Source organism: Sphingopyxis sp. NFH-91 (genome assembly GCF_021401285.1).
In the GTDB taxonomy this organism is placed as follows: Bacteria; Pseudomonadota; Alphaproteobacteria; order Sphingomonadales; family Sphingomonadaceae; genus Sphingopyxis; species Sphingopyxis terrae_A.
This window is the reverse complement of record NZ_JACBGA010000014.1, coordinates 1-13,179: the sequence shown is the minus strand read 5'-3', so window position 1 is coordinate 13,179 and position 13,179 is coordinate 1. Positions and strand designations below refer to the sequence as shown.

General features: G+C 67.4%; 14 protein-coding genes. 5 read left to right on the top strand and 9 right to left on the bottom strand.

Annotated elements, in window-relative coordinates; translation table 11 throughout:
- Positions 1-4: 4 nt before the first annotated feature.
- Both L0963_RS18545 and L0963_RS18540 read right to left on the bottom strand, forming a co-directional pair.
- Entirely contained in the window at positions 5-706 is a 702-nt protein-coding gene (locus L0963_RS18545; RefSeq protein ID WP_062901039.1) for a VIT1/CCC1 transporter family protein, read from the bottom strand.
- A gap of 28 nt (positions 707-734) precedes the next feature.
- Positions 735-1,655: an SMP-30/gluconolactonase/LRE family protein gene (locus tag L0963_RS18540; RefSeq protein ID WP_234181119.1), complete on the bottom strand. Its 921-nt coding sequence runs from the start codon at positions 1,653-1,655 to the stop codon at positions 735-737.
- Between the two features lie 46 nt (positions 1,656-1,701).
- On the opposite strand from L0963_RS18540, the gene L0963_RS18535 reads away from it, so the two are divergent.
- Positions 1,702-2,301, top strand: a complete 600-nt coding sequence (locus tag L0963_RS18535) for a TIGR02466 family protein (RefSeq protein WP_186401168.1) — start codon at positions 1,702-1,704, stop codon at positions 2,299-2,301.
- 76 nt (positions 2,302-2,377) lie between these two features.
- Entirely contained in the window at positions 2,378-3,811 is a 1,434-nt protein-coding gene (locus L0963_RS18530) for an NAD-dependent succinate-semialdehyde dehydrogenase (RefSeq protein ID WP_058811182.1), read from the top strand.
- A gap of 112 nt (positions 3,812-3,923) precedes the next feature.
- On the opposite strand, the gene L0963_RS18525 is transcribed toward L0963_RS18530, so the two are convergent.
- Positions 3,924-4,691 carry an SDR family oxidoreductase gene (locus tag L0963_RS18525; RefSeq protein WP_234181117.1) on the bottom strand — a complete coding sequence of 256 codons (768 nt, stop codon included), beginning with the start codon at positions 4,689-4,691 and terminating at the stop codon, positions 3,924-3,926.
- Positions 4,688-5,059: a dihydroneopterin aldolase gene (locus L0963_RS18520; protein WP_062901036.1), complete on the bottom strand. Its 372-nt coding sequence runs from the start codon at positions 5,057-5,059 to the stop codon at positions 4,688-4,690. Before L0963_RS18520 ends, L0963_RS18525 begins: the two co-directional genes overlap by 4 nt.
- A 90-nt stretch (positions 5,060-5,149) precedes the next feature.
- On the opposite strand from L0963_RS18520, the gene L0963_RS18515 reads away from it, so the two are divergent.
- Complete coding sequence (locus L0963_RS18515; protein WP_062901035.1) at positions 5,150-5,653, top strand: GNAT family N-acetyltransferase; 504 nt, start codon at positions 5,150-5,152, stop codon at positions 5,651-5,653.
- Positions 5,654-5,682: 29 nt separating this feature from the next.
- On the opposite strand, the gene L0963_RS18510 is transcribed toward L0963_RS18515, so the two are convergent.
- The 5 genes from L0963_RS18510 to proB all read right to left on the bottom strand — a co-directional run bounded on the left by L0963_RS18510 (position 5,683) and on the right by proB (position 11,748).
- A complete protein-coding gene (locus L0963_RS18510; RefSeq protein ID WP_186401166.1) occupies positions 5,683-6,825 on the bottom strand; it encodes an MBL fold metallo-hydrolase in 1,143 nt (380 codons plus the stop codon).
- A gap of 3 nt (positions 6,826-6,828) precedes the next feature.
- On the bottom strand, positions 6,829-7,461 hold the full coding sequence (locus L0963_RS18505) for a DUF1013 domain-containing protein (protein ID WP_040589884.1): 633 nt from the start codon (positions 7,459-7,461) through the stop codon (positions 6,829-6,831).
- Between the two features lie 187 nt (positions 7,462-7,648).
- Positions 7,649-9,637 carry a signal peptide peptidase SppA gene (gene sppA, locus L0963_RS18500; protein WP_186401165.1) on the bottom strand — a complete coding sequence of 663 codons (1,989 nt, stop codon included), beginning with the start codon at positions 9,635-9,637 and terminating at the stop codon, positions 7,649-7,651.
- 78 nt (positions 9,638-9,715) lie between these two features.
- The gene (locus L0963_RS18495; RefSeq protein ID WP_234181112.1) at positions 9,716-10,615 is read right to left on the bottom strand and encodes an NAD-dependent epimerase/dehydratase family protein; all 900 of its coding nucleotides are present in this window, start codon (positions 10,613-10,615) and stop codon (positions 9,716-9,718) included.
- Between the two features lie 29 nt (positions 10,616-10,644).
- On the bottom strand, positions 10,645-11,748 hold the full coding sequence (proB, locus tag L0963_RS18490; RefSeq protein WP_234181110.1) for a glutamate 5-kinase: 1,104 nt from the start codon (positions 11,746-11,748) through the stop codon (positions 10,645-10,647).
- 148 nt (positions 11,749-11,896) lie between these two features.
- Between proB and L0963_RS18485 the strand changes: the two genes are divergently transcribed.
- Both L0963_RS18485 and L0963_RS18480 read left to right on the top strand, forming a co-directional pair.
- Complete coding sequence (locus tag L0963_RS18485; RefSeq protein WP_062901032.1) at positions 11,897-12,160, top strand: helix-turn-helix transcriptional regulator; 264 nt, start codon at positions 11,897-11,899, stop codon at positions 12,158-12,160.
- Between the two features lie 60 nt (positions 12,161-12,220).
- On the top strand, positions 12,221-13,048 hold the full coding sequence (locus L0963_RS18480) for a hypothetical protein (protein ID WP_062901031.1): 828 nt from the start codon (positions 12,221-12,223) through the stop codon (positions 13,046-13,048).
- The last annotated feature ends 131 nt before the right edge of the window (positions 13,049-13,179 follow it).

Sequence of the window (13,179 nt, the reverse complement as noted above, 5' to 3'; positions counted from 1 at the left end):
CCCGTCAGCCCAGCGGCGCTTCGAACAGCGATCCGATCGCGATGGTCAGCGCCATGGCGAAGGCGCCCCAGAAGGTAACGCGCAGCACGGGGCGCAGCATCGGCGCATTGCCCGCCCACGCGCCGAGCGCGCCGAGGATTGCGAGGAAAACGAGCGACGCGCCGGACACCGTCCATGGCAGCGACGATCCCGTATCGAGGAAAACCACCAGCAGAGGCAGCGCCGCGCCCGCGGTGAAGCTGGCGGCCGAGGCGACGGCGGCCTGCACCGGACGCGCCTTCATATGGTGGGTCAGCCCCAGTTCGTCGCGCAAATGGCTGTCGAGCGCATTATGCGCGGTAAGCTGCGCGGCGACCTGTTCGGCGAGCGGACGGTCGAGCCCGCGCTCCTGATAGATTTGGGTCAGCTCCTCCAGCTCGAATTCAGGGTCGGTGGCGAGTTCGTGCCGTTCCTTTGCAATGTCGGCCTTTTCGGCGTCGCCCTGCGAACTGACCGAGACATATTCGCCCGCCGCCATCGACATCGCGCCGGCGACCAGCCCGGCGGTGCCGGTGAGGAGGATGGAGGGTTGCGCCGCGCCCGCCGCCGCGACCCCCGCGATCAGGCTCGCGGTCGAGACGATGCCGTCGTTGGCGCCCAGAATCGCGGCGCGCAGCCATCCGATCCGCGCGACGGCGTGGGTTTCGCGGTGAGTATCGCGGCGCATATCTTCCCCTTTTCCGACCGGCGGCCGATCAATATTGCAGCGTCAGGCCCGGCCGGTTCCAGCGCGTCTTTACCAGCCGCCCGGTGCCCGACAAGGTGATATAGGCATCCTGCATGTCGGCGCCGCCAAAGGCGATGTTGGTGGTGAAAATATCGTCGGTCGCGACGAACTCCACCAACTCTCCCGACGGCGACACGACGCTGATCCCGCATTCGCCGATGGTCGCGATGCAGATATTGCCGCTCGCCTCCATCGCCAGGCTGTCGAAGAATTTATAGCCGGCGGGGCGATAGAGCGGGATGCCGGGGCCGCCGGGACCGGCGTCGGGGGCGACCTTGCCGGGCGCGGTGATGTTGAACTTCATCAGGCGGCAGGTGTAGGTCTCGGCGGCGTAGAGCGCCTTGCCGTCGGGTGAGAGGCCGACGCCGTTCGGATTATTCGACGGAAAGATCACTTCCTCGATAAAACTGCCGTCGGCCTTGGCATAGAAGATGCCAACGATGTCGTGGCAGCGCTTTTCATAATCGACCTTGCCATGATCGGTGAACCAGAAGCCCCCGTGGCTGTCGAACATGATGTCGTTGGGGCCGCGCAGCACGACGCCATTGTCGCCCGATTTGTAGAGGATTTCGACCGCGCCCGTTTCGATATCGATGCGTTCGATGCGGCCGCCCGAATAATCCTTCGCGATGCCGTGCGGCGCCAGATAGCCGTTCGATTCGGTATATTCGAAGCCGCCGTTGTTGCAGCAGTAAAGCTTGCCGTCGGGACCGATCGCCAGACCGTTGGGGCCGCCGCCGGGCGCCGCGACCACCGCCTTGCGACCGCCGGGCCAGCAGCGCGTGATGCGGCCGGCCTCGATCTCGGTCACGATGACGCTGCCGTCGTCCATCACCACCGGCGCCTCGGGAAAGCGCAATCCGTCGGCGATCAGTTCAAACTCGGCCATTCTCGTCTCCCTTGCTCTCATGCCCTTGCTGTGCTTTGCGCGCATCATGCCCGTTCGCACGCTCTTCGCCACAAATTTTTACGAGGCCGACATTGCCGCGCCCGACCTATTGCAAGAGCTGGAGGAAAGCTGCCGGCTGTTCGCTCGCGAGGATGGTGCGGGCAAGGCGTGGAGCCGCGCGCACGGCTATCGCGGCTACACCAGCTACGCCAGCCTTGACGACCTGCCCGACCGCGACCCCGCCTTTCACGACCTCAAGCGCCTGCTCGACAAGCATGTGAAGGCCTTTGCCAAGGCGTGTCACTTTGATCTCGCCAAGCCGCTCAAGCTCGACAGCCTGTGGGTCAATGTCCTCAAACCCGGCGGCACGCACAGCGGGCATATCCACCCGCACAGCATCGTATCGGGTACCTTCTATGTCGCCGTTCCGCCCGGATCGGGCGCGCTGAAGCTCGAAGATCCGCGACTCGCGATGCTGATGGCGGCGCCGGGGCGGAGCGAGGATGCGCCCGAGAGCCAGCAGCCCTTCATCTATGCCGAGCCCGCGGCGGGGCGCATTTTTCTGTGGGAAAGCTGGCTGCGGCACGAAGTGATGCCGAACGCCGGCAAGGACGAACGGATCAGCATCAGCTTTAACTATCGCTGATCGCTCCTATATGGGCGCCATCTGATGACCCTCCATTTCCCGTTCGATGCGAACGGGTCAGACAGGAAATTGCCCAATGACCGCGACCTACGACGCCGACCTCCAGCTTTTCATCGACGGTGCCTGGCGGAGCGGCGAGGGGCGCGAGGCGCGGCCGGTCTATAACCCCGCGACCGCGGCGACGATCGCCGAGCTGCCGGTGGCGACCGCGGCCGACCTCGACGAAGCGCTTGCCGCCGCCGCGCGCGGCTGGCCGGTCTGGCGCGCCAAGACCCCTGACGAGCGCGCCGCGCTGATGCGCAAGGCCGCCGGACTGATCCGCGAACGCGCCGACCATATCGCGACCTTGCTCACGCTCGAACAGGGCAAGCCGATCGCCGAAGCGCGCGGCGAAGTGCTTTCGGCCTCGTCGTTGCTCGAATATTTTGCCGAACAGGGCAAGCGGATCGAGGGCCGCGTCGTGCAGCGTCCGGCGGGTCAGCGCGCGATGGTGCTGAAACAGCCCGTCGGTCCGGTCGCGGCGTTCAGCCCGTGGAATTTTCCTGTCAATCTGATGATCAAGAAGGTCGCGCCAGCGCTCGCCGCGGGCTGTGTCGTGATCGCCAAGGCGCCCGAGGAAACGCCGGGCTGCACCAGCGCGATCATGCGCTGCCTTGCCGATGCGGGCATCCCCGGAGATGTGGTCCAGCTCGTCTATGGCAATCCGGACATGATCAGCCGCCACCTGCTCGGCAGCGAGGTGATCCGCAAGGTCAGCTTCACCGGATCGACCGCGGTCGGCAAGCATCTGATGAAGCTCGCCGCCGACCGGGTGCAGCGCATCACAATGGAGCTCGGCGGACACGCCCCGGTGCTGGTGTTCGACGATTGCGACCTTGAAACGACGCTCGACCGCGTCGTGACGCAGAAGTTCCGCAACGCCGGCCAGGTCTGCGTCTCGCCGACGCGCTTCTATGTGCAGGACGGCATCTACGACGCCTTCGTGAAGGGCTTTGCCGAACGCACCGCGCGCGTGAAGATCGGCAGCGGGCTCGACGCCGGCACCCAGATGGGACCGCTCGCCAACGCGCGCCGCGCCCCCGCGCTGGAGGCGATGATTGCCGATGCGACCGCAAAGGGCGCGCGGGTGATCGCGGGCGGCGCCGCGACGGGCGAGGGCTATTTCTTCCAGCCGACGGCGCTGGCCGACGTTCCGCTCGACGCCGATGCGATGAACAACGAACCTTTTGGCCCGATGGCGCTGATTCGGCCGTTCGCGACCGAAGAAGACGCGCTCGAACAGGCGAACCGGCTGCCCTATGGCCTTGCCGCCTTCGCCTTCACCGAAAACGGCCGCCGCATCAACCGCGTCGCCGACGGCATCGAAAGCGGCATGGTCGGGATCAACAGCTTCGTCATCTCGGCCAATGACATGCCCTTCGGCGGGATCAAGGAGTCGGGCTTCGGCAGCGAGAGCGGACCCGAGGGTCTCGACGGTTATCTGGTCGCCAAGGCGGTGCATATTTACTGAGCGGCCAAAAGCTTCGCGTGTGCTCCCGCGCAGGCGGGAGCCCAGAGCGTCCTGAAGCGAAGCTCGCCTAATCTGGCTATGGGTCCCCGCCTTCGCGGGGACAGGCGGGGCGTCAATCGCGCTCCAGCGCCACGAAATCGCGGCCCAGCGGCGCCAGATGCGCGCCGCCATCGACGAAGATCGTCTGCCCCGTCACCGCCTCGGCGCGGGCAAGCCAGGCGACCGCGTCGGCAATATCGTCCGGGGTCGGCAGCGCGCCGAGCGGCATGCGCGCCGCAAGCCGCGTCATCTGTCCCGCACTGTAATCGTCGGTGGGGAGGGTCAGCCCCGGTGCAACTGCATTGACGCGCGCGCGCGCGCCGAAGGCGACCGCCAGCGTTGCCGTCGCCTGCCACAGCGCCTGCTTCGACAGGCTGTAGGCAAGCTGGTCGGGCACCGGGTTGGCGATGCGCTGGTCCAGGATGTTCACGATCGCGGGACGCCTGCCGCCTTCGTTCGCGGCGACCAGCGCGCGCGCGAGCATCACCGGCGCGTGATGGTTGATCTGCATCGTTTCGGCCAGCGCGGCGCCGGTGAGCGTGTCCCATTCGCCCTCGGGAAACAGCGAGGCGTTGTTGACGAGCAGCACGGGCGCACGGCCGAACTTTGCGGTCACCGCGGGCACCAGCGCATCGACGGCGGCCGGATCGGCGAGATCGGCGGCGAAGCGGTGACATTCGGCGCCCGTCTCGGCGAGCGCCTCGGCCAGCACGGCGTCGGCCTCGCCGGGGCTGCGCTTGTGGATTGCGAGCGCATAACCCTCGCGCGCAAGCCGCGCCGCGATCGCCGCGCCGATCCGGTGCAGACCACCGGTGACGAGCGCGATCGGCGCCGCTGTCATTTGCGCGTCCGGCGCATCGTGATGCCGATCTCTTCGCCGTCCTCGGCGATCGCGAGCTTGACGATCTTCACCTCGACCTCTTCGACCTTTTCGTCCTGCAGGAACAGCGTGTCGATGATATGGTCGGCGACGCTTTCGATCAGCACGAAATGGACGTCCTTGGGCAGTCCCTCGGTCGCCGCGAATTTCAGGTTCATATAGTTTTTGGAGGCGCTGAGCGGGGTTGCCGGGTCATAATGATCGGCCATCACCAAGCGCGCGCGCACCGAAATGCGCAGCGGCTGCGGAAGGTGGGTTTCCTCGGAGTAAATGCCGGTCAGCACATCGACGGTCAGCCCGTCCACTTCCAGCCACAATGTGTCGGTCACAAGAAATTCCTGTCGTACGGGCGCGACATTCGGCTTTCCATTGCCGGTCGGCGACCCTAAAGCGCCGCCGCATTAGCGAAAGGGTGCGCGTTGGTCGAGTTACTTCCATTGTCCGAAATCGAACCGCAGGCGGTCGAGGCGCTCCTCGACGCCGCTTTCGGATCGGACCGCTTTGGACGAACCGCCTATCGCATCCGCCTGGGCATGGATGCAGTTCCCTGCCTCAGCTTCGCCGCCGTCGAGGATGGCGCGCTGGTCGGCACGATTCAGTGCTGGCCGGTCGCGCACCGCGATGTGCAGGGAAGGGCGACGCCGTTGGTGATGGTCGGCCCGGTGGCGGTGCGCCCCGACGTCCAGCGCGGCGGCCACGGCCGGGCGCTTATGGACCATATGCTCGAAGCGGCGCGGACGATGGCCGACGGCGCCCTGATGATGATCGGCGATCCCGAATATTATGGCCGCTTCTTCGGCTTCACCGCGGACGCGACGGGAGCGTGGGACTTGCCCGGCCCCTATGAAAAGCACCGCCTGCTCGCGCTCGCCGTCAACGGTCGCGAGGTGCCCGTCGCTGCGGGGATGATCGGCCCGCGCTGAAGGATCGCGACGCCTCTGTTTGCAGGCGCTTAGGCGACCCCGTGATACCACCACACGCCGCCGCGATCCTCCTTGCGCACGCGGCCTTCGACCTCGAGCCGCTTGAGATGCGCCAGCGCTTCGCCGGTCGCCAGATTCTGGTTGTGGGCGCCGATCGGGCGGTTGAACAGCAGCGGGAAGGTGTCGACCGCGCGCATCGGCGCTTCGGCGACCGCTTCGGCAACCTTGTAGAGCCGCATGCGGTGTTCGTCGCGCAGCGCCATCAGGCGGACGTGCAGCCCGCGAAAGGGCTCGCCATGCGCAGGACAGGTCACGACGTCGGCGGGAACGGTCGCGAGCAGCTTGTCGATCGAGGCGAGCCATTCGCCCAGCGGATCGGCATCGGGTTCGGTGATGTTGACCGACACGTTCGAGCTGATCCGCGGCAGCACCTGATCGCCCGAGACCAGCACGCCTTCGCGCTCGTTCCACAGGCACGCATGTTCGGGGCTGTGGCCCGACCCGGTGACGACGCGCCACATTTGTTTGCCGAAATCGATCCGGTCGCCGTCGGCGATGCGGACATAGCTGCGCGGCAGCGCGAAGATCATGCGCTGAAACATGTTCCAGCCGCCCGCACGCTGGCGCTCGATCGCCTCGTCGTCCCAACCCGCGGCTCGCGACTGGGCCAGCACCTCGTCGGGGGCGACGTCGGAGGAATCGGCGACGATGGCGCGCGCGGTGAGCATTTCGCCGCGCGTCATCCACAGCTTCACCTGCTGCTTCTTCGCAATCCAGCCGGCAAGCCCGATATGGTCGGGGTGCAGATGGGTGCCGAACACGCGCGTGATGCGCTTGTCCGCGAGCGGCCCGGCATAGAGTGCTTTCCAGGCGTCCGAACAGATGGTCAGGCAAATGCCCGTATCGACCACCGCCACCCCGTCGGAGCCGTCGGGCGCAGCGTCGTCGAGCAGCCAGCTGTTGATGTGGCCGAGCGAACCCGGCATCGGGATGCGCGCCCAGCTGATGCCATCGGCGATGCGGATCGTTTCTCCGATCCCCGGTGCGGCGTCGCCCCAGGGATAGGTCAGGCCGGCGTGGCTCGTCGCGGTGAAGCTGTCGTCCTGGGTCAGCGACGCGTCCGGCGAACCGCTGGCCGCCGGAATATCATCCTCATCGCCGCCGACCGCCATGCGTCAGGCTTCGTCGTCCGAATGATCCTCTGCCGCGCGTGCTTCGGCGGCGGCGCTGCGCTCGGCGCGCAGTTCCTCGAGCAGCGCCTCGCGGTCGCCTTCGAAGCGGCTGTCTTCGGGGGCCTTGATCCCCGCCTTTTTCGCCGCCTTCGCGACGATCGCGTCGAGTTCGCGCTGCGAGCAGAGACCGAGCGTCACCGGATCCTTGGGCACGATGTTCGCGCTGTTCCAGTGGCTGCGATCGCGGATCGCGCCGATGGTGTTGCGCGTCGTGCCGATCAGCTTGCCGATCGCGCCATCCGACACTTCGGGATGGTTCTTCAGGATCCAGGCGATGCCGTCGGGCTTGTCCTGACGCTTGCTGACCGGCGTGTAGCGCGGGCCGCGGGTGCGGCGGATGGTATCCTGCGCCTGCTTCGTCATCTTGAGCTTGTAGTTCGGGTCGTTCTGGCCCTTTTCAATCTCTTCCATCGACAGTTCGTGGGCGCGAACCGGATCGCGACCGGTATATTTGGTCGCGGCGGTCTCGTCGGCGATCGCCTGCACTTCCAGGATGTGGATGCCGCAATAATCGGCGATCTGCGCAAAGGTCAGGCCGGTGTTGTCGACCAGCCAGGCGGCGGTCGCATGCGGCATCAGCGGGGTGGCATCGGCATTGGCCATGACTGCTTCTCCAAAAGCGGAAATAATAAGGGCCGCCCCTCGCGGGGCGGCCGGACATTGGCCGCGGCTTTATACGCCTTTGCCGATGGCGGCAAGCCCCGGCGATTCGGCGGCGTTTACAGCAATATTGTTTCGATCCGCCCGGCGATGTGCCGCTTCGCTATTTCAAAAGGAACGCCAGCATCCCGATCAGGCCTTTCGCCTCTGCCGAGCCGGCCGGAACGGGCGGCAGATAGGCGCGGCAGTCGAGACAGGCGGCCTGTACCGATCCGCTGCTCGTCAGCATCTGCACATCCTGCACCAGCCGGCGCTCGGCGAGGGTGCGGTTCATTGCCGCAATACCGAACCAGCCACGCGGCGCGAGCGCGGTTTCATCCTGCTCGGCGCCGGTCCAGGCGGCGAGCATCTTCGACCACTCGCTCGGCTCTTCCTCGAAATATTTGGCGTGGAAGGCGCCATCGACCTTGGCAAGCTTCGCCGCGGCCGCGAGCGCGTCGGGCAGGCCGCCGAACTGGTCGACCAGCCCGATCTGGCGCGCGGTGCCGCCAGCCCAGACGCGGCCCTCGGCGATCGCTTCGATCTTTTCGACGGGCTGCTTGCGGCTTTTTGCGACGAGGCCGGTGAAGCGGGCATAGACGTCCTCGACCCCCGCCTGCGCGAGCTGGTTGAACTCCTCGTTGACGCCGCCGAGGATGTCGGGCTGGCCCGACAGCGGCGTCGTGCGGATGCCGTCGGTGGTGACGCCGATCTTGGCGAGCGTCTTGTCGAAGCTCGGCAGGATGCCGAACACGCCGATCGAGCCGGTGATCGTCTCGGGCTCGGCGAAGATGCGGTCGGCGGGGGTTGAAACCCAATAGCCGCCCGAGGCCGCAACATTCGCCATCGAGACGACGATCGGCAGCTTTTTCGCCTTGGCGACGAGCAGCGCCTGGCGGATCTGTTCGGACGCCAGCACCGATCCGCCGGGCGAATCGACGCGCAGCACGATCGCCTTGACCCCGTCGTCCGACGCGGCGTCGAGAATATGTTCAGCGATCGTATCGCCGCCAGCGCTGCCGGGGCGCGCCTTGCCGTCGACGATGGTGCCCACGACGGGAACGACCGCGATCGCGGCGCCCTTGGCTTCGGGCGGGTTCGCGGCGACCCAGTTTTTGAGCGGGATCGCATTATAAGCCCAGGGCTGGCTATCGTCGGGCGCGCCGGCGATTTCGGCGACGCGCTCGCCAAAGGCGAGCCGGCCGCCGATTTTGTCGACCAGGCCGGCGTCGAGCGACGCCTTGCTGAGATCATTGTTCGCAGCCTTCACCACCGCGGCTGGCGTGGCCAGCACCGCGTCGAGCTTTGCCTGCGGCCGCGCCTTCTTCACTTCGGCGAGCCAGGTGTCCCACAGCACCGAGGCGTAGGCCAGATTGGCCTCCTTCGCCTCGGGCGACTGGTCGCTGCGCAGATAAGGTTCGACCGCGCTCTTGAAAGTGCCGACGCGATAGATGTTCGCGGTGATGCCGAGCCGGTCCATCAGCCCCTTGTAATAGAGGCGCGATCCGCCGGGGCCGGCGACGGCGACGCCGCCGATGCTGTCGGTCCATATTTCGCTCGCGTGCGCGGCGAGCTGATAGCTGTCGGTCGTATAGGCGGTGGCGAAGGCGAGTACGGGCTTCTTGGCCGCCCGCACCTTGTCGACCGCAGCGCCGACTTCGGCAAGCGATACCTGTCCGCCGCCGACGAAGCGGTCGAGGTCGAGAACGACGGCGCTGACGCGGTCGTCCTTCGCCGCGGTTTCGATAGCGCGGACGACGTCGCGGGTGCGATATTCCTTCATCCGATCGCCGCCCGACACGGCGGCAAAGGGATCGACCTCGGCCGGTTGTTCGCTCAGTACGCCGTCGAGTTCGACGACGAGCGCGCCCTTGCTGACGGGCAGCGACGCATTGGGACGGCCGGAGAGCAGCGCGAACAGCCCGACGAAAAAGAGCAGGAGGAACAGGAGCGCGAGCCCGTCCTTGATCGCGACGAGCAGGTTCCAAACCTTGCGCGGAAAGCTGGTGCCACCGCGCGGCCGGTCGTCGCCCGGCAGCGGGCGGCGAACCGGAATGGCCCAGGGGCCGGCGGAATCGGGGGTCTGGGGCGGCGTGGCGCTGGTGTCGGTCATGCCCCCGTGCCTAATCCGCCCGCCCGGCCTTGGCAATCCAAGCTTCGACGGGCGTCCGACGAAGCCCCACGGGCGACGTCAGAGCCAGCCCTGTTCGCGGTACCAGCGCACCGTTCGGGCCAGTGCCTCATCGGTGGCGAGCGCGGGCTGCCACAGCGCTGTTGGCGGCTGTGTCCCGGCGGCTGCGACCCAGTCGGGATGCGCGATATAGGCGGCGCGGTCGGGAGTCAGCTTGGCGCGATCGCGGCGGACGAGGCGGTCGAGATGCCCGCCCGCCTTGAGCACCGCCGCCGGCACCGACAGCGCCGTCACGTTCGGCCGCCCGATCGCGCGGCCGATAGCTTTCGCAAATTCGCGGTGCGTCCAGCCCCCGTCCTGACCGTCGTCGGGTTCATAGATCCGGCCAACGGTTTCTTTGCGGTCGGCCGTCACCGCCAGCAGCAGGCGCGCCAGTTCGTCGACATAGATCGCCGACATCCGCCCCGGCGGGGGGAGCAGCGCGATGCCGCGGCCCACCATACGGAACAGGTCGAGCATGTCGGTGTCGCCCGGGCCGAAGACGGCGGGCGGCCGGATGATGGTCCATTCGAGCGCGCTTTCCATCACCACGGCTTCGGCGCGCTCCTTCGACCAGCCATAGTTGGAAAGTGCCGGCTGGCGCGCGGCGAGCGACGAGACGTGGACGAAGCGCGCCACCCCCGCATCGCGGGCGGCGGCTACCACATTGGCGGTCGCTATGGCATTGCCCGCCTCGAACGCGGCGCGCGTCGGCACGTTGACGACGCCGGCGATGTGCAACACCGCATCGGCGCCCGCGATCATCGCAGCAAGGCTGTCGGGCCGGTCGAGCGCGCCGTCGATCCAGGTAACGCCATCGCGCGGTTCTTGCGCCCGCCGCGTCAGCGCCCGCACCTGCCATCCGGCCGCAACCGCCCGCTGCAATGTCGCGCCGCCGACGAAGCCGGTTGCGCCGGTCATGGCCAGAACGCGCGGCTGGTCCGGCGCCGTCACAACAGGACCAGATGGTCGCGGTGGACGATTGCCGCACGCGGCGCATAGCCGAGCGCGGCCTCCTGCGCATCGCGGCCGAGGCCGAGGATCGCCTGCGCATCGGCGGCGGTATATTCCGACAATCCGCGCGCGATCGTGCGCCCGTCGGGACCGGCGATGTCGAGGATATCGCCGCGTGCAAAGTCACCCGATGCATCGGTCACGCCGGCGGCGAGCAGGCTGGCGCCGCCGGCAAGCGCGCGCACCGCCCCGGCGTCGATCGTCAGCCGTCCCTTGGCGGTGAGCCCGCCCGCGAGCCATGCCTTGCGCGCGCTTGCGCCGCGTTCGGCCGCAAAGAGCGTGTGGCGCGCGTCAGCCGACAGGGGGCGCCCGATCCGCCCCGACGCGATGGCGAGGCTCGCGCCCGCCGAATTGGCGATGCGCGCCGCCGCGATCTTGGATACCATGCCGCCCGACCCCATGCCCGATGCCGATCCGGTGTCGGCCATCGCCTCGATCGCGGCGTCGATGCGGTCGACGCGCGCGATATGCGTCGCGCCGGGTTGCGCCGGATTGCGGTCATAAAGTCCGTCGATGTCGGAGAGCAGGACGACGCCGGCCGCGCCCGCCGCCTGCGCGACGCGCGCCGCGAGCCGGTCGTTGTCGCCGAAGCGGATTTCCTCGGTCGCGACGCTGTCGTTCTCGTTGATGATCGGAACCACACCAAGGGTGAGCAGCCGGTCGAGCGTCGCGGCGGCGTTGAGGTAGCGGCGGCGATGTTCGAGATCGTCGAGCGTGACGAGGATCTGCGCTGCGGTCAGCCCTTCGGCGCCCAAAACCTCGGCCCAAACCTGCGACAGTGCAATCTGACCGGTCGCTGCCGCCGCCTGCGCATCCTCAAGGCTGGCGCGCCCGCCCTTGGCAAGCCCGAGACGGCGGGCGCCGAGCGCAATCGCCCCCGACGACACCACGGCAACCTGCTGCCCGGCGCGGCAACGTGCCGCGATGTCGGCGGCGATCCCGGCCAGCCAGTCCCGCCGCACCGCGCCGCCTTCATCGACGAGCAACGCCGATCCGATCTTGACGATCAGCCGCGGGCAGGAGGCGGGCGCGAACAACATGCGCGCCCGATAGCGCGCCGATGCCTGCGCGCCAACGAAATTAGACTAAGGCGCGCCAACACGTTCCAAGCTGATCGAACGTCCACTTTGGGGTGATGGGTGGACGCCCCCCGGCGGCATCGCGCTCGGTGCCTCGCTGATCGTCACAATGGGCAGCGCGGTCGGCGAAACGCCGGTGGTCGAGATCGACCGCGTCGCGCAATGGTACGGACTGACCCCGACCGAGGCGCGCCTCGCGGTCTGGCTCGCCGGCGGCAAGTCGCTGCAGCACTATGCCGCGCTCCGCGCCGTCAGCCTCAACGCCGCGCGCTTCGTCCTGAAAGGCATCTTCCGCAAGACCGGCGCGACCAGCCAGGCGCAACTCGTCGCGATGCTCGCGCGGCTGCCAACGCTCCAGAGCGGAGAGAATTGAGCTTCTGCAATTGATCCCAATGATTTAGGGTTGGCTGCCCGACAGGAAGGAATCAGGCCGATGCACTTCCCCCGCCTTCTGCTTGCCGCCGCGCTGTTCGCGCAGACACCCGCGGCCTTCGCCGAACCTGCCGCCGATCCAACGCTGCGCTCGCCCGACGACATCGTCGTCGAGGGCGAGCGGCTGACGCGCGAGGAAGCGAAGAAGCGCGCCAACGCCTTCATCCGCACCCTCGGCGTCGCGCCCGGCATCTATTCCCAGGACAGCGTCGCGCGCTGGACGGTCAGGCTCTGCCCGCGCGCGCTCGGCCTGTCGGATGAACATGCCGCGCTCGTCGAGGGCTGGTTTCGCGACACCGTCCGCTCGAGCGGCGCAAGAATCGCCGACGGCAAATGCGACACCAACGTCCTCCTCCTCTTCGTCGACGACGGCGCGAATTTCATCAAGCTGTTCAAGGCCCGCTATCCAGGCCAGTTCGCCGATATGAGCGGCCCCGACATCCGCGACCTCGTCGAGCTCGATAAGCCGGTGCGCTGGTGGTATTCGGTCCGCCGGACCAGCGGCGGCCTCAGCCTGATCGGGCCGCAAACCCTCCGCAGCATCGAAGGCGCGACGATCGTCATCGACGTCAACGACGCCGAGGGCGCCACGTTGCGCGCGGTGACCGACTATGCCGCCTTCGTCGCGCTGAGCGGCATCCGCATCCGCGCCGAGCCCCAGTCGCAATCGATCCTCGGCCTGTTCGACGACCGCCAGGGCAAGCGCGAACTAACCGAGTGGGACAAACGCTTCCTGACCGCGCTCTACACCATCCCGCACGAACGCAAGGGCCGCTACCAGCGCGGCAGGCTGGTAGGCGCGTTGCTCAAGCCGGACGATAAGGAATAGCGTCTGTTTTGGGTGATGGGGTGGACGCCCCCCGGCGGCATCGATGTGCCATAGTGGAGGTGTTATCACACCACTAGAGGAGGCGTCCGTGTTGGAAGTTAGCATAATCGGATTGGATATCGCGAAGAATG